General features: G+C 65.9%; 19 protein-coding genes. 7 read left to right on the top strand and 12 right to left on the bottom strand.

Going from position 1 to position 20,830, the window contains the following annotated elements; translation table 11 throughout:
• The 5 genes from dmpG to BKG76_RS08040 all read left to right on the top strand — a co-directional run bounded on the left by dmpG (position 1) and on the right by BKG76_RS08040 (position 7,064).
• Positions 1–1,077 (top strand): 4-hydroxy-2-oxovalerate aldolase, encoded by a 1,077-nt coding sequence (dmpG, locus tag BKG76_RS08055; RefSeq protein WP_109420657.1) that lies wholly within the window; start codon positions 1–3, stop codon positions 1,075–1,077.
• Between the two features lie 32 nt (positions 1,078–1,109).
• Positions 1,110–1,382 carry a hypothetical protein gene (locus BKG76_RS08050; RefSeq protein ID WP_070937194.1) on the top strand — a complete coding sequence of 91 codons (273 nt, stop codon included), beginning with the start codon at positions 1,110–1,112 and terminating at the stop codon, positions 1,380–1,382.
• 301 nt (positions 1,383–1,683) lie between these two features.
• Positions 1,684–4,869: a MinD/ParA family ATP-binding protein gene (locus BKG76_RS25115; RefSeq protein ID WP_070937193.1), complete on the top strand. Its 3,186-nt coding sequence runs from the start codon at positions 1,684–1,686 to the stop codon at positions 4,867–4,869.
• A 23-nt stretch (positions 4,870–4,892) separates the two neighbouring features.
• The gene (locus tag BKG76_RS24790; protein WP_109420656.1) at positions 4,893–5,102 is read left to right on the top strand and encodes a hypothetical protein; all 210 of its coding nucleotides are present in this window, start codon (positions 4,893–4,895) and stop codon (positions 5,100–5,102) included.
• Positions 5,103–5,108: 6 nt separating this feature from the next.
• Entirely contained in the window at positions 5,109–7,064 is a 1,956-nt protein-coding gene (locus BKG76_RS08040; RefSeq protein WP_070937192.1) for a MinD/ParA family ATP-binding protein, read from the top strand.
• Here BKG76_RS08040 and mnhG read toward each other — a convergent pair.
• From mnhG to moeA, 10 genes are all read right to left on the bottom strand, one after another.
• A complete protein-coding gene (mnhG, locus tag BKG76_RS08035; protein WP_070937191.1) occupies positions 7,061–7,387 on the bottom strand; it encodes a monovalent cation/H(+) antiporter subunit G in 327 nt (108 codons plus the stop codon). The two genes, BKG76_RS08040 and mnhG, sit on opposite strands and share 4 nt — an antisense overlap.
• Positions 7,384–7,677, bottom strand: coding sequence for a monovalent cation/H+ antiporter complex subunit F (locus tag BKG76_RS08030; protein WP_070937190.1), 294 nt, complete (start codon positions 7,675–7,677; stop codon positions 7,384–7,386). The genes mnhG and BKG76_RS08030 overlap by 4 nt, the downstream gene beginning before the upstream one ends.
• Positions 7,674–8,252, bottom strand: a complete 579-nt coding sequence (locus tag BKG76_RS08025) for a Na+/H+ antiporter subunit E (RefSeq protein WP_070939044.1) — start codon at positions 8,250–8,252, stop codon at positions 7,674–7,676. Before BKG76_RS08025 ends, BKG76_RS08030 begins: the two co-directional genes overlap by 4 nt.
• 29 nt (positions 8,253–8,281) lie before the next feature.
• On the bottom strand, positions 8,282–9,874 hold the full coding sequence (locus BKG76_RS08020) for a Na+/H+ antiporter subunit D (protein ID WP_070939043.1): 1,593 nt from the start codon (positions 9,872–9,874) through the stop codon (positions 8,282–8,284).
• 5 nt (positions 9,875–9,879) lie between these two features.
• Positions 9,880–10,344 carry a Na(+)/H(+) antiporter subunit C gene (locus BKG76_RS08015; RefSeq protein WP_078281938.1) on the bottom strand — a complete coding sequence of 155 codons (465 nt, stop codon included), beginning with the start codon at positions 10,342–10,344 and terminating at the stop codon, positions 9,880–9,882.
• Complete coding sequence (locus BKG76_RS08010) at positions 10,341–13,190, bottom strand: Na+/H+ antiporter subunit A (RefSeq protein ID WP_070939042.1); 2,850 nt, start codon at positions 13,188–13,190, stop codon at positions 10,341–10,343. Before BKG76_RS08010 ends, BKG76_RS08015 begins: the two co-directional genes overlap by 4 nt.
• An 86-nt stretch (positions 13,191–13,276) precedes the next feature.
• The gene (locus BKG76_RS08005; protein ID WP_070937188.1) at positions 13,277–15,499 is read right to left on the bottom strand and encodes an AAA family ATPase; all 2,223 of its coding nucleotides are present in this window, start codon (positions 15,497–15,499) and stop codon (positions 13,277–13,279) included.
• Positions 15,500–15,505: 6 nt separating this feature from the next.
• On the bottom strand, positions 15,506–16,393 hold the full coding sequence (gene pssA / locus BKG76_RS08000; RefSeq protein WP_070937187.1) for a CDP-diacylglycerol--serine O-phosphatidyltransferase: 888 nt from the start codon (positions 16,391–16,393) through the stop codon (positions 15,506–15,508).
• An 11-nt stretch (positions 16,394–16,404) separates the two neighbouring features.
• The gene (locus BKG76_RS07995) at positions 16,405–17,136 is read right to left on the bottom strand and encodes a phosphatidylserine decarboxylase (RefSeq protein WP_070937186.1); all 732 of its coding nucleotides are present in this window, start codon (positions 17,134–17,136) and stop codon (positions 16,405–16,407) included.
• A 106-nt stretch (positions 17,137–17,242) separates the two neighbouring features.
• On the bottom strand, positions 17,243–18,436 hold the full coding sequence (gene moeA, locus BKG76_RS07990; protein WP_070939041.1) for a molybdopterin molybdotransferase MoeA: 1,194 nt from the start codon (positions 18,434–18,436) through the stop codon (positions 17,243–17,245).
• 116 nt (positions 18,437–18,552) lie between these two features.
• Here moeA and BKG76_RS07985 point away from each other — a divergent pair, with 116 nt between their 5' ends.
• Together BKG76_RS07985 and BKG76_RS07980 are read left to right on the top strand one after the other, a co-directional pair.
• Complete coding sequence (locus BKG76_RS07985) at positions 18,553–19,350, top strand: HAD-IIA family hydrolase (protein ID WP_070937185.1); 798 nt, start codon at positions 18,553–18,555, stop codon at positions 19,348–19,350.
• Between the two features lie 14 nt (positions 19,351–19,364).
• Positions 19,365–19,733: a VOC family protein gene (locus tag BKG76_RS07980; RefSeq protein WP_070937184.1), complete on the top strand. Its 369-nt coding sequence runs from the start codon at positions 19,365–19,367 to the stop codon at positions 19,731–19,733.
• Between the two features lie 40 nt (positions 19,734–19,773).
• Here the strand turns inward: BKG76_RS07980 and BKG76_RS24305 are convergent, their stop codons facing one another.
• Both BKG76_RS24305 and BKG76_RS07975 read right to left on the bottom strand, forming a co-directional pair.
• Positions 19,774–20,181 (bottom strand): hypothetical protein, encoded by a 408-nt coding sequence (locus tag BKG76_RS24305; protein ID WP_083337972.1) that lies wholly within the window; start codon positions 20,179–20,181, stop codon positions 19,774–19,776.
• Positions 20,178–20,813, bottom strand: a complete 636-nt coding sequence (locus BKG76_RS07975; RefSeq protein WP_070937183.1) for an MspA family porin — start codon at positions 20,811–20,813, stop codon at positions 20,178–20,180. The genes BKG76_RS24305 and BKG76_RS07975 overlap by 4 nt, the downstream gene beginning before the upstream one ends.
• Positions 20,814–20,830 lie beyond the last annotated feature (17 nt).

The raw sequence follows: 20,830 nt of genomic DNA, 5'->3' as shown, positions 1-20,830 counted from the left end.
ATGGGTTCGGATACCAGCACTCAGCTCTTGGGCACCGACGGTATTTTCTTCGATGCCGCCTGGGACGTCAGGATCACCGACACGTCGCTACGCGATGGTTCGCACCACAAGCGGCACCAGTTCACCGCCGACGAGGTGCGTGCGATAGTCGCGGCCCTCGACGGTGCCGGCGTGCCGGTTATCGAGGTGACCCACGGTGACGGGCTCGGCGGGTCCTCGTTCAACTACGGATTCTCGAAAACCCCTGAGCAGGAGCTGATCAAGCTCGCGGCCCAGACCGCTATGAACGCGAAGATCGCCTTCCTGATGCTGCCGGGTGTGGGCACCAAGGAAGACATCATCGAGGCGCAGGGCAACGGTGGGTCGATCTGCCGCATCGCCACTCACTGCACCGAGGCCGACGTTTCGATTCAGCACTTTGGGCTGGCGCGTGAGCGTGGGCTGGAAACTGTTGGCTTCCTGATGATGTCGCACACCATCTCACCGGAGAAGCTTGCCAAGCAGGCGCGGATCATGGCCGACGCCGGATGCCAGTGTGTGTACGTGGTGGACTCCGCGGGCGCGCTGGTTCTGGACGGTGTCGCGGACCGGGTCGCCGCGGTGGTGGCCGAATTGGGGTCGGATGCTCAAGTTGGTTTTCATGGGCACGAAAACCTCGGTCTCGGTGTCGCCAACTCCATCGAGGCGGTGCGCGCCGGTGCTAAGCAGATCGATGGCAGCACAAGGCGTTTCGGCGCGGGTGCGGGCAATGCCCCGGTCGAGGCGCTGATCGGTGTGTTCGACAAGATCGGCGTGAAGACGGGTATCGATTTCTTCGATATCGCCGATGCCGCCGAAGAAGTTGTCGCGCCCGCGATGCCCACTGAGTGCTTGCTGGACCGCAATGCGTTGATCATGGGCTACAGCGGGGTGTACTCGAGCTTCCTCAAGCACGCCATCCGGCAGGGGGAGCGTTACGGGGTGCCCGCGCACCAGCTGCTGCACCGTGCCGGTCAGCGCAAGCTCATCGGTGGTCAAGAGGACCAGCTCATCGATATCGCGCTGGAGATTCAGCGGGAGAACGCCGCGAAGGGGTAGGCGGCGCGCACGGTAGCTGCCGTGTCGCTACGGTGCGCGTCACGCTGGCACCTCCGGTGCCGATGGGATCGACCACTGGCCGAATTGTTCCGGGGTTGGATAGCCGGTGCTGCCGTGGTATCGCCGAACCTTCCGCGACCTCGGCACCCATCGGTGAGATTGAGCACCACGCGCGGGGGTTCGGTGGTCGGCTTTCCTCATCGGCCCCGCTGGTGGCGTCCGCTGTCGGTGCCAACTCGCCCACGGTGGCCGGCTCCGTCATCGCGACGTTTTCGACGTCGTGGGATTCCCGCGGGATGTCCTGAGGCCTGCGAGCTGCGGCCCAGCAGAGAGCCCGCACGGTGCGACGATCTCGCATGCGAGCCTCAGCGTGGCTTAGCCAGTCCTCGCTAATCGAACGTGAGGCCGGCGGGCGGGTCCGGCTCCCGGGACCGTGCGGGTACGGGATCGCACCGAACGCTGCGGGGACATTGCCGTCTCCCTTAAGCTGCTGGTTGAGTGCGGGGGTTTATGCGGTTGGGTAACCGGTCTTGATACCCGTGCGCTAGCTACTGAGTACCATCGAACTCTACGGAGTTTAGGCGATTGAGGAAGGGGAGGGGGACGTTGCCCAAGCAGGATCGTGGAGCACCGGCCCGTCCTCCGTGGTTGCCCGAAGAAGATGAACAACGAGGCTTTCTTCGGTCGTTGAGGCGCAAGAAGCGCAACGCGGATGAGGACGAACCCAACGAGGAATCGTTAACCCACGAGACCGAACGGCCCTCCACGCCCGAGGCTCCTGCGCAGAAGCCGATCGCCGAAGCGGTCGCAGCTCCCGTCGAAGAACGCGCGGCCGTCAGGCCTGGCGAAGAAAAGGCCAACGGCGTCAAGCCGATGCCCGACGTGTCCAAGTACTACACCCCGCCGCGCAAGCCGGAATCCGCCGAGGATCAGCCGCCGACGGACCAGGCGAACGCAGTTGTCCAGGTGCCCGTTTCGGAGCCTGTTGCAGAGGCGCCGCGGATCGTCACGGGCCCGCTGCCGGAGATAAAGCCGGAATCACGGCCAATCGCGCAGGTCGAGCAACTCTCGTCGCCTCCGCCCGCCGAGTCCCCGGCAATCCCCGAGCCGGAGCCCGTGGCCCCTGAGGCCACACCTGCTGTGGAGGCGGCCCAGCGGCCTTCGGTCGAGCCGACGCCGCCCGTCGAGACACCTGCGCCGCGAGAGGTGGCCAGCTCGCCCGCACCCACCCCGGAACCGGCCGTCGTGCAGCCTGGAAATCAGGACCCGTTCTCGCGATTCAGCCTGCTCGAAGCGCAGCTGCGCCAGATGAGCCTTGACGAGAGCATCACCGATGACGAGCTCGAGCGTCACCGGCGCCACGCAATGCCCGAATCCGGGCCTGTGGCAGAGGCTCACACTCCCCTCAGCTTCACGCCACCCGTGGCGGCCGATATCGCCCCCGGCCCCGCCGATGAGGCGCCCGAGGTGGCGCACGCGGCCGATGAGGCGCAGTCGGCAGCGTCGGTGCCCACGTCTACCTTGGGTTTCACGCTGCCCGAGGCCACCAATGACCTGCCGGAAGCAGCCGAGGGGGCTGTTGCCGAATCTGCCGAACCCGAGCCCGTGGTGGTGGCCGCACAGACGGACGGGTCCAAGCCGTTTTCCGGCGAGACGGAACCAGATAGCGGCGGGCAGGAACCAGATACCGGTCTGACCGAGGATTTCGTTCCTCAAGAACCTGAACCGACCGGGGCATCTGAACCGACCGAGCCCGAAGCGACGGGACCCGAACCGAATGCCGAAGTCGCCGGCGAGTTTGTTCCGCAGAATCCGGTTGTCGAACAGTCCGCTCAGCCGGAAGTAGCGCACACGCAGGCGGATGCGCCCGTGGCCGAGCTCGACGACGTCGACGCCAGGGCCGCCGCGCTGTTGCAGCGCATCGAGGCCAAGCGCGCGGAGCTCAACGAAGAATTGGCTGCCCACGATGCCGCCGAGGCGGAAGCATCCACATCTGAGCCGGAGCCCGCCCCGTTCGTACCCATGATGGCGCCGTGGGCTTCGGTGCCCGAGGTGATGGATTCGCCCGAACCCGCGCCCGCCGAATCCGCCGACGAAGGCGAGACGGAATCCGCCGCGGTGGCCGACCCCGAACTTGAGGGGTTTGCACCCCTGGTCGACGAGGACATCGTCATATCCGCTCCAGCGGTGTACGAGGAAACTTCCGCGGTCGACGCTCTCGAGCACGTGGTGTCGGAGGGTGAGATTGCGTCCGCGCCGGAAAGCTCGGCGGCGCATACGATCGATCCGGAGCCGGTCGAGGAAATCGCCGACGCCGCACATGAACAGCCTGCCGAAGCTCCTGTCGCCGACGTGCCGGAGCAATCCGAACCCGAGCCGGTTGCGGCGCCCGAACCTGCCGCGGTGCCCGAGCCGCAATCCGTCGAGCCTTCGCCATTGAGTGCGCCTCCGTCCTGGGAGATCCCCTCGACTCCGCAGGCTCCACCGGCTGCGGAGTCGCCCGCACAGCCCGCGCACTTCGTGCCACCGACAGCGCCGCCCCAGCCCGACCCACAACCACCGGTGCAACAGCAGCCCGCCGCACAGGCCCCGCCGGGATGGAACCCACGCCAGCCCTACCCGGGACAGTGGCCGCAGGGTGCTCCTCAAGCTCCGCAGCCGTATGGTGGGCAACATCTTTCGCCGCAGCCACCGCCACAGCCCACGAGCGTTGAGGGGCAATGGCAGTGGGTGCCGCAGTCGCAACAGGAGCCGCAACCTCCCGTGCAACAGGAGCCCCCCGCGGGCTACGTGCAGCCCCCTCAAGGGGCCGCTCCTCCAGCGAATTATCGTGCGCCGCAGGCCTATCGGATGCCGCCTTCGCTCGATGAGGCCGAGGTCATCAACCGTGGGCGCTATGCGCCGCGATCCGGCTGGCGCAAGGCGGTACACCGGTCTACCGGTGGCCGTGTCAACCCGGGCGACTCGCGGCGGGATCGCGAGCAGGACCAGCTGCTGGCGAGCATTCGCCAGCCGATCCTCGGCGACTACCGCATTGCGGTGCTGTCCATCAAGGGCGGTGTCGGAAAGACAACCACCACACTGGGATTGGGCTCGGCATTCGCGACGATCCGCACCGACCGGATCATCGCTGTGGACGCCAACCCCGACCGTGGAACCCTGGCCGAGCGCGTGCGCGATCATTCGACGCAGTCGACCGTTCGTGATCTGCTCAACGATCGGAACATCAGAAGCTACGCCGACGTGCGCAATCACACCCGAATGGCCACCAGCCGTCTGGAAGTTCTTGCCAGCGAACAGGATCCGGCGGTGTCGGAGGCTTTTGGTGAGATTGACTATCGCAATACGATCGATATCCTGCAGCGGTACTACAACATCATCCTGACCGACTGTGGCACCGGCATCATGCACTCGGCGATGGCCGGTGTGCTCGATCTCGCGCACACCATCGTGCTGGTGAGTTCGCCGGCCATGGACTCCGCCCGTAGTGCCTCGGCCACCCTCGATTGGCTTATGCAGCACGGACATGCGGCGTTGGTGCGCGAAGCCCACGTTGTCCTGAGCGCGTCCCGCCCCGGGTCGGCGGGAATCAAACTGGACAAGGTTTACGAGCACTTCCAGGCGCGTTGCCGGTCCATCCACATGATCCCCTTCGATCCGCATCTCGCCGAGGGAGCCGACGTCGACTTCAATCTGCTCAACGCGGACACCAATGCGGCGTACCTGAAGCTGGCGGGTGCGATCTCGGAGAGTTTCCCACGGCTTCGCATGCGCGGCGACGAGCAGCGATAATACGAAAGAGGCAGGACAGCAAGATGATTGACGCTAGAGACGCCCGGCGGTTCGTTAACGCCGGTGTGTTCTCGCTCGGTATTCCGATCGGCGGTCCGGAGACGGGCCGCGATGCTGTCGATCAGTCCAGGCCGCAGCAATGTGGTGTCGTGATGGCCGGTGATGGGCGTATCGGGGCTTCCGGCATGCGCGCGGCGGCTCTCGAGAACGTGCTCGGAATGATGGCGAAGTGAGCTGGCATGGCTGATTCCAACGACAACGCACCCGACTCGCCGCCGCCTAGCGGTCCGTGGCGTGAGCCCATCGCGGATGGGTTGGGTGGCGGTGACACCAAGGGCAATCCGTTCCGTCGTTCCAAGAATCCCAATCAGGAATTCGTGCCGCCGAGCGCCGACTACTTCCCGCAGCCGACGTTGAAGCCGCCACCCCCACTGCCGAAGTCGCCCAAACTGTCACGGCGTCAGCGGAATCACCAGCGTCCGATGAACCCGATCTGGGAACCGGATCCGTTGAGTTCCTACGGCATGCCGCAGTACCAGAACCCCGCTCCCCCCGCTGCGCCACAGGGATACGGTGCGCCGGGTCAGCAGCCACCGCAGAACTATCAACCACCGCAGAACTACCAACCGCCGCCGAACTATCAGCCGCAGCAGAATTACTACGCACCGCCGCAGAATTATTACGGCCCACCGACTGATCAGCCACCGGCGCCCGCGGCTCCGGTGGAACCCCCTGCACCCAACGTGCCGCCCGCCTCGCAGGAGCCGGCGAGCCAGTTGCCGGCGTGGCCCGCATCGGCGGTGGTACCCGAACCTGCCGCCCCGGAACCTCCCGCGCCGGCGCCGCCCGTGGAGACACCTGCGGCCCAAGAGGAAGAGGTCCACCGGGACGAGGCACCCAAGGAACAAGCGTCCGCCGCGGCACCCCCACCTGCGCCGGTCGCCCCGGAACCCGTGCCACAGATCCGGCCCGACGACGCATCCTCGATGATTCCGGACGGCATGACCCCCTGGGGCGGGCAGGCGCCGCAAATGCCGCCTGTACCAACACCACCCGTGCGGTCATGGGCTCCGCCACCGCCCGCGCCGCAGGCGCCGGCAGGTCCGCCGGTGGCGTTCCCTCAAGCCGACTGGAACGCGCCGGCCGCACCACAGCGGGCCCCCTTTGTTCCGGGCCAGACCCCGTTCACCGCTGCCCGGCCGGAAGCCCCCGTGTATCGGCCGGCACCGCAGCCGCAGCAGCCGCAACGACCGCAGGGGCCGAGTCACGACCAACTCGGTCTCATCAGATCGATCAAGCCGCTACCCAGGAGCGGATGGCGCAAGGCCGTTCACCGCCTCTCGGGTGGCGCGATCAACCCCGGCGAGTCCTCGGAGGAATCGCATCGCAGTGAATTGATCGACCGGATCAACCTGCCTGTCCGCGGCGACTATCGGATCGCGGTGTTGTCCTTGAAGGGCGGTGTCGGCAAGACCACCACCACGTTCTCGCTGGGCGCCACCTTCGCCTCGCTGCGCGGCGATCGTGTGATCGCTGTCGACGCCAACCCGGACTTCGGCACACTTGCCCAGCGCGGACCTGACGAGACCCGTTCAACTGCGCGAGATCTGTTGCGCGATCCGGATATTCACCGGTACTCCGATGTGCGCAGGCACACGTCGCAGAGTGCGAGCCGCCTGGAGGTGCTGGCCTCCGAACGCGACCCGGCGGCATCGGAGTTGTTCTCCGAAGCCGATTACCTGGCGGTGATGCGGATTCTGCAGCGGTTCTACAACATCATCCTGACCGACTGCGGCACCGGTCTCATGCACTCGGCCATGGCCGGCGTGCTGGGTGAAGCGAATGCGATCGTGCTGGTGACTTCTCCGGCCATCGATGGTGCCCGTAGTGCTCTGGCGACTCTGGACTGGCTTGACCACCATGGTTATTCGCATCTGGTGCGGCAGTCTGTGGTGGCCATTAGTTCGTCCAGGCCGGGTGCTTCCTCGATCGACCTTGAACAGCTGAGTCGACACTTCCTGACCCGTGCGAGGGCCGTGCACATCATCCCATTCGACAACCACCTGTCGGAAGGGTCGGAGATCTCACTGGACCTGATGGGCAAGAAGACCCGCATGGCATTCATGGAACTGGCCGGCTCAGTGGCGGACGGTTTCTATGAGGGTGGCAACACCCGGCAGACGAGTTGGGGCTAACGCTCCAGTTCGTCGGTCGTCATGAGGTCGTCACGGACACTGCGCTCGTGGTACGCCAGCCGTGCGACCCGGTGCGCGACAACCGGGGCAGTGATGATGGTGAACAGCCCGGTCAGCACGATCATGCTGACATCGGTATGCCCGCGTAGCCGCAATGCGGCACCGGCCAGAACCAGCAGCAGTCCCAACACCTGCGGTTTGGACGCGGCATGCATGCGGGCCAGGGTGTCGGGGAATCGCACCACGCCAATCGCGGCGGTCAGGGCCAGCGCCGAACCCAATAACACCAGCGCGCCGGAGATCCCGTCGAGGAATGCGTTCATCGCGGCGTTCTCCTTTCATCGCGGGGATTGATCGCGGTATCGGGCACCCGGAATCGGGTCACGCTCACCGAACCCAGGAAGCTGATCAGGGACAGTGCGACCATCCCGTAGAGCACTGTGGAATCCAGGCTGTAGGCCGCCCACGCGGCGAGCCCGCACATGGTGACGGCCACGAGAGTGTCGACGGCCACCAGCCGATCCAGTGTGTTGGGTCCGGCGAGTAGCCGGTAGGTCGTGACGCCGGCCGCCGCAATGAGCAGCACCGCGGCTATATGCCATACGAGGTTCATACGCCCTCCCTCGTCTCGGACTCGTCGACGGTGTCATCTTCGGGATGCCAATCGACGTCTCGTTCGAATGCCGCGATGAAAAGCTTTTCCAGTTGCCGCAACTGGGTGTAGAAGCTCGCCACGGCCTTGGGAGAGCCGACATCCAACACGTGTACGTACGCCAGCCGGCGCTCCTGGTCGATTTCCAGGACCACCGATCCCGGGATGATCGTCAAGGTATTGAGCAGCAGTGCCATCACAAGGTCCGACTTCACCGAAATCTGCGCCCGCAGTACGGCACTCAACGGAGGTGGTCCCGGCCTGATGGCCCACCAGGCGACCTGCAGGCTGGATAGCACCATGTACCAGCCGACGGTGAGTGCCAGCCGGATCGTGGAGACCACGTGCAGCCGGCCTTCGGCCGGCAGCCGAGGCATGGGCAGCAAGACCGTGATGACCAAGGCCACCACCAGCCCGTTGATGGTGTTGGCCACCGAGAAATTGCCCCAGAGCATGGTCCACACCAGCATGAGCCACACCAAAGTCCAGGCCCGCAGCACGATTTCGCGTGGTCCGTACTTTGTCAGCTGCTTGATCGGTGTCGGGTGTCCTTCGCGGGTGCGCTTCATCGCGGGCCACCCCCGAGGACGGCACTGATGTACACCGTGCGATCACGGACCTCCGCGGCGGCACGATCACTGATTCCGATGATGGGCCCCGCGAAGACCGTCAGCGCCACCCCGACCGCGATCAAGCCCAGTGTGGGCGCCAGCATGCCTGCGGGCATCCGACCCACATCGGCGCGGTCCACAAACGCGACATCCTCGGCGTCATCGAGAAGCGCCGTCGGCGTGGCCGCCGCCAGGTCGCCCTCCGGTGCGTCGGCACGTGGCCGCCAGAACGCTTTGGTCCAGACGCGGGCCACCGCGTACAGGGTCAGCAGGCTGGTGATCGTGCCGCCTGCCACGAGGGTCCAGGCCAGTACCGAACCCTGTAGTGATCCGGCCTCCAACAGTGCGACCTTGCCGATGAATCCCGAGAACGGCGGGATGCCCGCCAGATTCAGTGCGGGGACCACGAATGCGAAGGCCAGTAGCGGGCTCGCGGCGGCGAGGCCCCCCAGCCGATTCAGCGACGACGCCCCGGCCTGACGTTCGATGAGACCCACCACGAGGAACAACGTTGTCTGCACGATGATGTGATGTGCCACGTAGTAAATGGCGCCGGACATACCCAGTTCGTTGGACAGTGCGATACCGAAGATCATGTATCCGATATGGCTGACCAGTGTGAAGGACAGCAGCCGCTTGATATCGCTCTGGGCGATGGCACCCAGGATGCCGACGATCATGGTGAGCAGGGCGGCGACCAGTAGCACCGTGTTCAGGCCGCCGCCGGGGAACAGCAGGGAATGCGCGCGAATGATGGCGTAGACACCCACTTTGGTGAGCAAGCCCGCGAAGACCGCGGTGACGGGTGCCGGCGCGGTGGGGTAGGAGTCGGGCAGCCAGGTCGACAACGGGAAGACGGCCGCCTTGATGGCGAAGCCGACCAGCAGCACCGCGAATATCGCCATCCTGGTTCCCGACGGGATAGCGTCTGCACGGACCGCGATTTCGGCCATGTTGAGGGTTCCGGTCGCCGCATAGACGAAGGCGATGCCCAGTAGGAAGACCACCGAGGACATCATCGAGACCATCACATAGGAGATGCCGGCACGTACCCGGTCGGCACTGGCACCGATGGTCAGCAGGACGAAGCTGGCGGCCAGTAGCACCTCGAATCCCACGTAGAGGTTGAACAGGTCACCGGCGAGGAACGCGTTACAGACGCCGGCTGACAGTGCCAGATAGGTGGGCATGAAGATCGACACCGGCTGCCGCTCATCACCGTCGCGGATACCCTGAGCCGCCGCGTACAACACCACCGCCAACAGCACGATGGCCGACACCACCAGCATCAATGCCGAAAGGCGATCTACCACAAGGGTTATTCCGAGAGGTCCCAGCTTCTCGTCGGTCGGGCCCCAGCCGCCGACGGCAAGGGCGAAGGTGCCGTCGCGATCCGCCAGGTACAGCAGCGCGGTGCAGACGCCGAGCACTGTGGTCAATGCCGTCACGGTGATCAACAGCTGCAACCGGGGGCGCCGTCCCGCGATGAGGGTCAGCGCTGCGGCGGTGGTCGGAACCAGCACCGGGAGCGGTGTCAGAACGGCCATGGCGTTCATGACTTCTCCCCCGCGGGTAGCGCGTCGAGCTCGGCGGGGGAGTCCTCGTCGAGCGATTCGGCCCCTTCCCGGTGTTCGTCCCTGCCGTCGGTGACCGGCTCCGGAGGTTCCTGGGCTACGCGCGCATCTTCGGCGTCGTCGTCCACGACATCGTCGGCTTCCAGCGTGAACATGCGATAGATCAGAGCGAGCGTGAATGCCGCGACGCCCATGGTGATGACGATTGCGGTGAGGATCATGCCTTGGGCCAAGGGATCTGCCACGGTGGTCCGGCCGGCGGATTGTCGCCCGATGATCGGTGGATTGCCGGATGGGCCGCCGAGCGTGAGAATCAGCAGATTCACCGCATTACCGACGAGAAGCAGACCCAACACCATGCGTGTCAGGTTGCGTTCGAGCATCAGGTACACGCCGCACGCGGTCAGTGCGCCGATGATGATGAGCAGTCCGAGATTGGTCATGATGCGCGCACCCCTCCCCGGGCACGTGGAGACTCTTCGAGCTCGACGTCCAGGCGCGCACCCAGGCTGCGCAGCACGTCCAGTACCAGGCCGACCACGACCAGGTACACGCCCAGATCAAAGAAGATCGCGGTCACGATTTTGATGTGCCCGAACCCGAGCATGTCGAATTGGATGGTGGCCGAGGACAACACCGGTGCACCGAGCAGCATCGAGGCCAATGCCGTGCCGCCGGAGAATGCCAGCCCGAGGCCCAGGATCTTGCCGGCGTCGAACGGCAGCGTCTCACCCAGTTCGTAGCGCCCACCGGCGAGATAGCGCAGCACCAGCGCCAAGCCGGCGGTCAGCCCGCCCGCGAAACCCCCACCGGGAACGTTGTGACCGGCGAAGAAGAAGTAGAACGACAGCACCATGACTAGCGGGAAGATCAGCCGCGTGGCGACTTCGAGGACCAGCGAGCGATGCTTGGGGTCGCGTAGCTCGCTGCCGCGCAGCCAGATTCCAGATGCCACCACAACGTCCGGTTGACCGGCCGCGTCGCCGACCCGGGGAGCTCTGCCAAAACGCCGGTGCCGGAACATCAGCGAGGCCACACCCGTCGCGGCGACCAGCAGCACCGAGATCTCGCCAAGGGTGTCCCATGCTCGGATGTCCACCAGGAGGACGTTCACGGTGTTGGCTCCGTGTCCGCGCTGATAGGCCGCTTGGGGGAGCAGATCGGCGATCGGGCGATCGCGCCGCGCGGCCATCGCGTACACCCCGAGTGTGGTGACCGTGCAGCCGACAGCGATCGCCAGTGCCGCACGAGGTAACCGGAACCTATTGGCCTGCTTAACATCTGACTCGGCAGGCAGCGCGCGTAGCACCAACACGAAGATCACCAGTGTCAGGGTCTCGACCAGGAACTGCGTCAGCGCCAGGTCTGGTGCGCCGTGCAGGGCGAAGATGGTTCCCGTTCCATAGCCGGTGATGCCGACCAGCAGCACCGCGGCGAGGCGGTTGCGCATGATGGTCGCACCGATGGCGGCCGCGAGCATCAAGAGGCCGATCACCCCCTGCAACGGGGAATCCCAGAGTTTCAGATGTGCCTGGTCGCGGGCGCCGAGCGCCAGGACGATTGTCGGCAGAGTCACCAGGGTCACCAGAATGGTGGCCTGAGTGAACGGGATTGAGCCGCGTTGGGTCAGTGCGGTCAGTCGCTGTGACAGCACGTCGGCGCCACGCAGCACTGCGTCGTAGCCGCGATCGGCATTGCCCAGTGGGTTGACGGCAAGCCGTGCCCGGCGCAGGCGTCCGCGCGAGAAGAACGCGAGGATGCCGACGGCGAAGGCAATTGCGGTGAGCAGAAGCGGAACTCCGAATCCTTCCCAGATCGCGATATGTGCGTCAACGGGATTGGCGTAACTACCCAGCGCCCAGTTGAGCCAATCGGGCAATACCCCGGCCGCGATGCTTGTCACCGCGAGCAGCGCGGGCGCCACCAGGAACGCGGGTGCAGGGGCGTGCATGTCCCGCACGCGGGCGCTGGGCTCGGGTAAACCCTTGCGCGCGAACGCCCCCCACATGAACCGCATGCTGTAGGTGATGGTGAACATCGAACCGATGACGATGCCGGCCAGCACCCAGGGGGCGGCCGAGCCGAGTACCTGACTGTGCAGCACCGTGGCGAAGGCCAACTCCTTGCCGACAAATCCAAGGGTCAGCGGCACGCCCGCCATGCTGGCCGCGGCAATTCCGGCGATCACGGCCAGCGCCTGTTGGCGATTTCCCAGCCAGGCCAGCTTGCGAATATCACGGGTTCCGACGGTGTGGTCGACGATTCCCACGACCATGAACAGCGCGGCCTTGAACAGGGCGTGCGCGCACAGCATGACCAGACCGGCCAGCAGGATGTCCGGATCGCCGGTCCCGGTGAGCACCACCAGGAATCCCAGCTGGCTGACCGTGCCGAATGCCAGGATCAGCTTGAGGTCGTACTCGCGTAGCGCCCGCCAACCCGCAAGGATCATCGTCGCGATGCCCAGGACCAGTACGACGGGTCGCCACGGCGCCGCTTCGGCGAACCCCGGTGACATGCGGGCCAGCAGATAGATACCGGCCTTGACCATGGCCGCGGCATGCAGGTAGGCGCTGACCGGGGTGGGCGCCGCCATGGCGCCCGGAAGCCAAAAGTGCAGGGGCACAATGGCGGACTTGCTCAACGCGCCGATCAACACCAGTACCAGGCCCACGTTGGCGGCCATACCCGACGGCGGATTCGCGACGAGGTCGGACAGCAGGAAGCTGCCACCCACATGACCGAGCACGATGACCCCGACGAGCATGGCCAAACCACCCGCGGTGGTGACCAACAGCGCTTGGACCGCCGCCCGCCGACTTGCCAGGCGTTCCGCATAGTGCCCGACCAGCAGGAAGGACAGCACCGTCGTCAGTTCCCAGAAGATGTAGAGCAGCAACAGATTGTCGCTGACCACCAGGCCGAACATGGCGCCGGAGAATGCCACCAGCTCCGCAGCGAAGCTCGGTAGGCGTGGTTCGGTATGCCCGTCGCGGTGCCGGAAGTAGCTTGCGCAATAGATCAGCACCAGTGCACCGATGCCGAGCACGAGCACACTCATGATCGCGGCCAGCGAATCGAAATGCAGAGCGATGTCCATGGCCAGCTCGGGCACCCACGGGATGTCGACTCGAATGCCCGGACCGTTGCCCGGCCATCTTGCCAATACCCAGATCAGCGAACCTAAGGGGACCAGTGCGAGGGGATAGAACGCCAGTCGGCCGATGCGCGCCACGAGTAGCGGCGCCACCGCGGCCGCCAGAGCATGGGCAAGCAGAATCGCAAGCAAAGGCACTCCCGTCTATCTGTTGTTGGGCGGGGTGTCGTGATGCCTAGTTTACGGGGCGCTCCACGATTGGCGCGACGCAACCCTTTTCAGCGGTTGTCAGCAAACGCACGCAGTGAAGCCACCTGCACGGGATCCAACGACGGACGCACAGCGGCCCGCGCCGTTTCGATATCGGCGACGGTGACATCTGCCGCGTCGATGGATCGCCGCATCGCTGCCATCGCGGCCTCGCGCAACAATGCCGCGCAATCGGCGGCCGAGAAGCCGTCGAGTTCGTCGGCGAGGGCATCCAGATTCACATCGGCGTCCAGCGGAACCGAGCGTGCCGCCGTCTTGAGGATGTCTTTGCGTGCCTGGGCGTCCGGGGGTTCGACGAACACCAGACGCTCCATCCGGCCGGGGCGCAGCAGGGCGGGATCGATGAGTTCCGGCCGGTTGGTGGCGCCGAGCACCACGACATCGCGTAGTGGCTCCACCCCATCCAGCTCGGTGAGTAGGGCGGCCACCACACGGTCGGTGACACCAGAGTCGAAGCTCTGTCCGCGCCGCGGTGCCAGCGCATCCACCTCATCGAGGAATACCAGCGAGGGCGCCGAATCGCGCGCTCGCCGAAATAGGTCGCGGACCGCCTGTTCGGAGGCTCCGACCCATTTGTCCATCAGCTCGGCGCCCTTGACGGCATGCACCGACAGTCGTCCAGAGCTGGCCAGTGCCCGCACCACGAACGTCTTCCCGCAGCCGGGCGGTCCGTAGAGCAGAACACCGCGGGGAGGGTCGACGCCCAACCGCTGGAAGGTGTCGGGGTGCTGCAGTGGCCACAAAACGGCCTCTGTCAGAGCCTGTTTGGTAGCCACCATGTCGCCGACATCGTCGAGAGTGATCGACCCGATGGCCACCTCCTCGGTGGTAGATCGGGAGAGCGGGCGGATCACCGACAGCGCGCCCACCAGATCTTCCTGGCCGAGTGCCGGGGGGCTGGCTTTCTCGCTGGCGCGTGCGGCCGCGCGCAGTGCGGCCTCACGCACCAGCGCGGCCAGGTCGGCCACGACGAAACCGGGTGTCCGTGCGGCAATCTCGTCGAGCTGCAGGTCACGCGAGGGCACCTTCGCCAGCAGAACCTCGAGCAGCGATTTACGGGTGGCGGCATCCGGCAGGCTCAGACCGAGCTCGCGATCGCAGAGCTCGGGGGCGCGCAAGCGTGCGTCGATCGCATCGGGATGTGCGGTGGTAGCGATGAACGCCACTCCGGAAGTGGATACCGCGGAGCGCAATTCGGCGAGGATGAGTGTCGCCACGGGTTCGGCGGCCGCGGGCAGCAGCGCATCGATATCCGATATCAGCAGGACTCCGCCCGACTGCCTGACCCGGCTCACCGCTTCGCGGATCGTGTTGAGGCGTCCGTCCGCGGTGGTGGCTCCCACTTCCGGCCCGTCCAACTCGACGAGCATGCGCGATGCACAGACTGCGCGTGCCAGTGCCGTCTTGCCGACGCCAGCCGGGCCCGATATCAGCACGCCTAGATTGGGTTGGGCACCCAGTGTTTTCAGCAGATCCGGTTCATCGAGGGCGAGCTTGAGCCATTCGGTGAGGCGGGTGGCCTGCGCCTGGGAGCCCTTGAGGTCTTCCACGGATATCGTCGGTGGCGGTACCGGAGGCGTCGTCGCTGCGGTGGTCATGACCGTGGGTTGTGCGACCGCCGATGGCGTGCTGGGGCTCAGGGGAGCTGAACCCTGCCAGCTGACAAGCGAATTGGGTTGCACACTGACGGGGCCGCCCGGATCGACCGCGGTCACCGTGAGCAGCTCGGACGTCCAGGTGATGCCCACCGATCGGGCCAGCGCCGTCGTCGCCTCCGAGGTGGACGTACCGGGCCCAAGGTCACGCGGCAGCAGTGAAACGGTGTCTCCCACAGTCATCACCTTGCCCAACAGGGCCAGCCGAAGCGTCGCCGAGGAAACAGACTGGGTAGTAAGGGAAGAACCACTTACCGTGACGGACCGCGCGCCGTACACCGTTACCGCCGCGACGATGACCGACGCATCCTCGCGTAGCCCCGCATTCGACAGCGTGACATCGTCGAGCAGGGCGGTCCCGGCCGGAACCGTGCGCGGGGCGACTCCGACCACCGCGGCCGTCGTTCGCGACCCGGTGAGAGATATCGCATCCCACTCCCGGATACCCAGGGCAGCAATCGCTTCCGGATGAAGCCGGACCACGCCACGCCGCGAGTCGACCGCTGATGTATTGAGCCGGACGGTCAGGGTGAGCGATGAGCCGCCTGCGCGAGGAGCCTCCGGATACGCGCTCATACGGACCTAGCGGGGCCGGCCGGGACGGCGCAGCCCCAGGCGTTCGGCGGTGCGCCGTTTGGGCAGCGCGGCCTGCCGGAAGGCGCGCCGCTGATCCCGGCGCTGGTCGCGCCGCAGGTCCCGGCGCTCCTTGGGCTTGGCATCCCATGATTCGGGCCGGGCGGCTACCCAGCGCTGACTGCGCCAGGCGAACGGGATATGCGCTAGGTACACGACGATCAGAACGAGCAAAAGCACGTACGGGTACTGCAGCAGCAGGGCGGCGGCCACAGTGACCAACGCGAGTAGCAACACCACCATGCGCGGCGGCACCGACACGGACTTCATGGCTGCGGTGGGTATCTGGCTGACGATGAGAACGGACACGAACACCATCCATCCGCATATCGCCCATACGGACGACCACCATCCATCGCCAAACTGCAGGTAAGCGGCCAGCGGGGCCAACACCATCAAGGCTCCTGCGGGGGAGGGGACCCCGACGAAGTATTCCTTGGTGAACGCGGGTGCGGAGTCGTCGTCGAGCAGCGTGTTGAAGCGGGCCAGTCGAAGCACGATGCAGACCGCGTAGAGAAGCGAAAAGACCCATGCCGTAGGGGTATCCGACAGCAGTGAGATATACAGCACCACCGCGGGGGCAACACCGAAGTTCACCGCGTCGGCGAGCGAGTCGATTTCCGCGCCCATGCGGGACGTCGCGTCCAACAGCCTGGCGATCCTGCCGTCCAGACCGTCGAGGATCGCCGCCGCGGCGATCAACGTCAGCGAGATGTACGGCTTTCCGTCGAACGCGAACTTGATCGACGACAGGCCACCACAGATCGCCAGTACCGTCATCACACTGGGCAGGATCCGGATGTGAACCGGACGTCGTGGGGCGGCGCTATTGGTCATGGCTGCGTTGCTTACGCGTTATCCGCAGAGGATGGCAGCTCGGCCAGCACGGTCTCCGCACCGACGGCCCGCTGCCCCTGCTGGACAAGGATTTTCGAACCCTCGGGCAGGTAGGTGTCCACTCGGGAACCGAATCGGATCAGGCCGTACGTGTCGCCGATGGACAGCTGGTCACCCACCTTGGCGTGGCAGATGATGCGGCGCGCGATGAGCCCGGCGATTTGCACCACGATCACATCGTGCCCGGTGCGGGTGCGGATCTGCACGCTATTGCGTTCGTTGGCGACGCTTGCCTCGGCACGATCGGCAGACAGGAACTGCCCGCCGCGATGGATGACGGCGGTCGCCTCACCCGCGACCGGCACCCGCTGGACGTGAACGTCGAAAACGGACAGGAAGATGCTGATACGCGGAAGCGGTTCGGCAGGCAACCCCAATTCCGGCGGCGGCACCGCACGGTCGACGAGGCAGACCTGGCCGTCAGCGGCGGCCACCACCACGTCGGAGCGGTTGGGTGGAACGCGCGGCGGATGCCGGAAGAACCCGGCACACGCGCCCGCGAGCGCCAGCCCGGTACCGCGAACCCAACGGTTCTTGAAGCCCAGGCCCGCCAATCCCAGTCCGCCGGCGATAAACGGAAGACCTGCCGGATGGATCGGCGGGATCGTCGAGCGGAAGAGCTCGACGATATGCGGAATGCCGGAATCCGGCTCTGAACCTACGGGGCGGGGGCGTCTTGCCACCGGACCATCCTAGTGATGTGGCCGGTGCACTGGGGACGCAGTTGCTGGGATGGCGTTGACCGCCGGGTTCTCGCTTCGCGCGCCGACCGCGCTCGTTGGGCGGTGATCAGCCGAGATCCCACACGCTGACGGTCGTTCCCGCGGCGAGGTCGGTGACGTTCTCGGGGATGTCCAGCAGGCAGTTCGATACCGCCAGCCAGCGCAGGTGGTGCGAAGCGGGAGGTCCGACCGCGGTCACGGTGCCCTGGTCCGCGTCCCAGCAACCGCGTCGGAACTGCCGCTTGCCGGCAGGTGCGGAGATCGGATCGGTGAGGACCGCTTCATGACGTGTCCGTGCCGGATCCAGCCCCATGGCGGCGCGCAGCGGTTCGCGAATGAACACCTCGAACGACACCAACGCGCTCACCGGATTGCCGGGCAGCGTGAGCACCGGAACACCGTTGACGTGTCCGGACCCCTGGGGTTTACCGGGTTGCATGGCCACCGAGACGAACTGGACGCCGGCGTCGGTGAGCGCGTCCTTGACCACCTCGTAGGCCCCGGCACTCACTCCGCCGGTTGTGATCACCAAATCGGCCTGCGCGCCGAATTCTTCAAGTACAGAAAGGAATTGGTCGACGTCATCGGCGACGGTCGGTGCCACCACGGCGTCGGCTCCGGCCTCCTGGACGGCGGCCGCGAGCATGACGGCGTTCGACTCGTAGATCTGTCCCGGTTTGAGGGGCGTACCCGGAGGTACCAGCTCGCTGCCGGTCGATGCGATCACCACCCGCAGGCGGGGATGCACGGTCAACGCCTCAAGACCGAGCGCCGCGGCAAGGCCCAGCGCCGGTGCGGTGAGGCGGGTGCCGGCGGTCAACACGGTGTCGCCGGCGCGCACATCCTCACCGGCACTTCGGACATGTTGTCCGGCACGGGGTTCCTCGGTGATGGTCACTGTTTCGGTACCGCCGTCGGTGGCCTCGACAGGCACCACCGCGGTGGCCTCCGCGGGAATCGGTGCCCCCGTCATGATCCGATGTGCGGTGCCCGGCGTGAGAGTCAACTCGTCGGTGCGCCCAGCCGGGATGTCCTCGGTGACCGGCAGGGTTATCGGATTGGCCGGGCCGGCCCCGGCCAGGTCCTCATATCGAACCGCGTAACCGTCCATCGCCGAGTTGTCGAACACCGGCAGATTCAGGGGTGCGACGACATCGGCGGCCAGAACCAGCCGGTCGGCCGCGCCGACCGGTATTCGTGCGGGCGCGGGCGCCGGGATCAGTCCGGCGACGACTTGCTGGTGTTCTGCGACGGAACGCATCGGCTCATTATTGCCCGCGCCCCGCGCGCATACCGCACGCAGGGGTTTTCGCTCGGCCATGTCGCCCCGTGTGCCCTCGACGTGCGGTACCCGCGCCGTGGCAGGAAAATAGCGCCATGACGGTCGGCGGAGTGCTCTTCGATATCGACGGGGTCCTGGTGACCTCGTGGGAGCCGATCGACGGCGCCGCGCACGCCCTCAAAGCGCTCGAGAGCGACGATGTGCGACGGTGCTTCCTGACCAACACCACGTCACGGACCCGGGTGCAGATCGCGGAGCTGCTCACCGCCGCCGGGCTCTCGGTGCCTGCCGATGAGGTGATCACCGCGGCCATGCTGACCGCCGATCATGTGATCACCCAACATCCCGGTGCTCGATGTTATCTGCTGAACGACGGTGACATCACCGCCGATATGCCGGGGGTCGACTTCGTCGAATCCCTCTCCGATGACCCCGATGTGATCATTCTGGGCGGGGCCGGTCCGCAGTTCGATCACGCCACGCTGAGCCGGGTGTATGAGTTTATGGCCCAAGGGATTCCGGTGGTCGCGATGCATCGCAACACGGTGTGGAGCACCCGCGAGGGACTGAGGGTCGACACCGGCGTGTACCTGGCGGGAATGGAACAGGTTTCGGGGCGCAAGGCTGTGGCCGTCGGGAAGCCGGCCCCGGCCGGATTTCAGCTCGCGGCCGAGCGGATGGGCTGCGAGCCCGATCAGGTGGTGATGGTGGGCGATGACCTGCACGTCGATGTGCTGGCCGCCCAGGTCGTGGGAATGACCGGAGTGCTGGTGCGTACCGGGAAGTTTCGGCAGGACACCCTGGACAGGTGGGCCGCCGATCAGTACTCCATGCAGCCGGCGTATGTCGTCGACTCGGTCGCGGATTTACCGAGACTGCTGTCGGACCTGTAGGCCAGAATCGCGTCATGATCGATCACTTCGGTATCAACTGTGCGGATCTGCCGGGGGCAGCCGCGTTCTACGACAAGGTGCTGGGCGTTCTCGGATTCACGCGGCAGATGGATTTCGGTGTCGCCATCGGATACGGCACCGATGGGCACGCGCAGTTCTGGATTGGTGGTGACGGGCGTGACATGGGGCCCAACCGGGAAGTCCACGTGGCTTTTTCGGCTGCGAGCGCCGAGAAGGTCGACGAGTTCTTCGCGACGGCGACCAGCGAAGGCGCCGAGGTGCTGCACGCGCCGCGGCTATGGCCCGAGTACCACCCCGGGTATTACGGAGCGTTTGTGCGTGACCCCGACGGGAACAACATTGAAGCGGTGTTCCACGGGTGAGCCGCTCGCGCGAAGACCGACAACTGGGGGCCGCGCCCGCCTAAGTGCCAGGGGTGACGATCGCCGCCGGGGCCGACTTCGCCGAGGCGGAACCCACCGGAACGATCGGGGTCGGCGCGGTTGTCGTCTGTCCGGTCGATCGTGAGGGGGTCGCCGGCGTCGCACCGTTGGGCATCACGATCGGCGCCGCGGCGGTGCCTTGACTCGACTTATCTGAGTCAGCGTCGACATCCGCATCGGGCGGCCAGTCAATGCCAGTGGGAGGCCAACTTTCGGCCTTGTCGCCGCCCGCCGCAGCCGGAGGAGCGCACCCCGCAGCCGCACCGAAATCACCGGGGCTGCAGTTGTCGGCCTGTGCGATGGGCGTCTGTGAAATGACGACGTACGCCAGCAACGCGGCAGCGGTGAGGCACCGCGCGAGTATGTGGCGTCTCTGCAGGGCGCTCATAGCGAGAGGATGTCCCCGTACACGTTCACACTGTCGTCGGACTTGTCGGTGTCGATCATCGCCGTCGTGAAGAAACGAATGGAGACCGGCCCTCCGCAGGCGTCCACTTTGACGTGCGCATCGTGAACCACGATTTCGCCGGTCCGGCCCTTGAGAGCCTTCTTGCCCAAGACGATGTTCTTGATCGTCCCAGGAAGCAGGTTGACCGAGATGCTGCCGTTCACCTCCGCGTACGGGCCGATCATTCCCAGAATGTTGCTGCTACCCGAGAAGCCCGGGTTGATGCCCGCATCTGCGCCGACGTCCACGCTTCCGCCCTCGCTGAGGTCGATTTGGCAGCCCAGCTGCAAGCCCATGACGAGGGTGCCCGAGTTGACCGGGACCGCGCCGTTGCCGTCGATGCTGGCAGCGGCCTTGCCGGTGACGAAACCCTCGCGCGTGAACGCCGTCGCGGCCATGTTCGGCACCGAATTGATCGTCATCCGGCTGAGCGAGTCACTCAGATGCCAGCCGTCGTCGGTTACCGCGGATTGGGTCACATCCGCGATCGGCAACGGATCTGCCGCAGCCACCCCAGTGCCCGCGCAGAAGAGCGAAACAACAAGTGTGGCAACAGAAGTAGGTTTGTGCACGTACCCGCCTTATGTGG

This window comes from Mycobacteroides franklinii, from assembly GCF_001853795.1.
Classification (GTDB): domain Bacteria; phylum Actinomycetota; class Actinomycetes; order Mycobacteriales; family Mycobacteriaceae; genus Mycobacterium; species Mycobacterium franklinii.
This window is presented reverse-complemented; position numbering and strand designations above follow the sequence as displayed.

What these genes read in the sequence shown, in the direction of transcription:
- dmpG (WP_109420657.1), top strand. Translation starts at nt 1, where the DNA reads ATGGGTTCGGATACCAGCACTCAGCTCTTGGGCACCGACGGTATTTTC.
- BKG76_RS24790 (WP_109420656.1), top strand. Translation starts at nt 4,893, where the DNA reads ATGATTGACGCTAGAGACGCCCGGCGGTTCGTTAACGCCGGTGTGTTC.
- BKG76_RS08040 (WP_070937192.1), top strand. Translation starts at nt 5,109, where the DNA reads ATGGCTGATTCCAACGACAACGCACCCGACTCGCCGCCGCCTAGCGGT.
- mnhG (WP_070937191.1), bottom strand. Translation starts at nt 7,387, where the DNA reads ATGAACGCATTCCTCGACGGGATCTCCGGCGCGCTGGTGTTATTGGGT.
- BKG76_RS08030 (WP_070937190.1), bottom strand. Translation starts at nt 7,677, where the DNA reads ATGAACCTCGTATGGCATATAGCCGCGGTGCTGCTCATTGCGGCGGCC.
- BKG76_RS08020 (WP_070939043.1), bottom strand. Translation starts at nt 9,874, where the DNA reads ATGGCCGTTCTGACACCGCTCCCGGTGCTGGTTCCGACCACCGCCGCA.
- BKG76_RS08015 (WP_078281938.1), bottom strand. Translation starts at nt 10,344, where the DNA reads ATGACCAATCTCGGACTGCTCATCATCATCGGCGCACTGACCGCGTGC.
- BKG76_RS08005 (WP_070937188.1), bottom strand. Translation starts at nt 15,499, where the DNA reads ATGAGCGCGTATCCGGAGGCTCCTCGCGCAGGCGGCTCATCGCTCACC.
- pssA (WP_070937187.1), bottom strand. Translation starts at nt 16,393, where the DNA reads ATGACCAATAGCGCCGCCCCACGACGTCCGGTTCACATCCGGATCCTG.
- moeA (WP_070939041.1), bottom strand. Translation starts at nt 18,436, where the DNA reads ATGCGTTCCGTCGCAGAACACCAGCAAGTCGTCGCCGGACTGATCCCG.
- BKG76_RS07985 (WP_070937185.1), top strand. Translation starts at nt 18,553, where the DNA reads ATGACGGTCGGCGGAGTGCTCTTCGATATCGACGGGGTCCTGGTGACC.
- BKG76_RS07980 (WP_070937184.1), top strand. Translation starts at nt 19,365, where the DNA reads ATGATCGATCACTTCGGTATCAACTGTGCGGATCTGCCGGGGGCAGCC.
- BKG76_RS24305 (WP_083337972.1), bottom strand. Translation starts at nt 20,181, where the DNA reads ATGAGCGCCCTGCAGAGACGCCACATACTCGCGCGGTGCCTCACCGCT.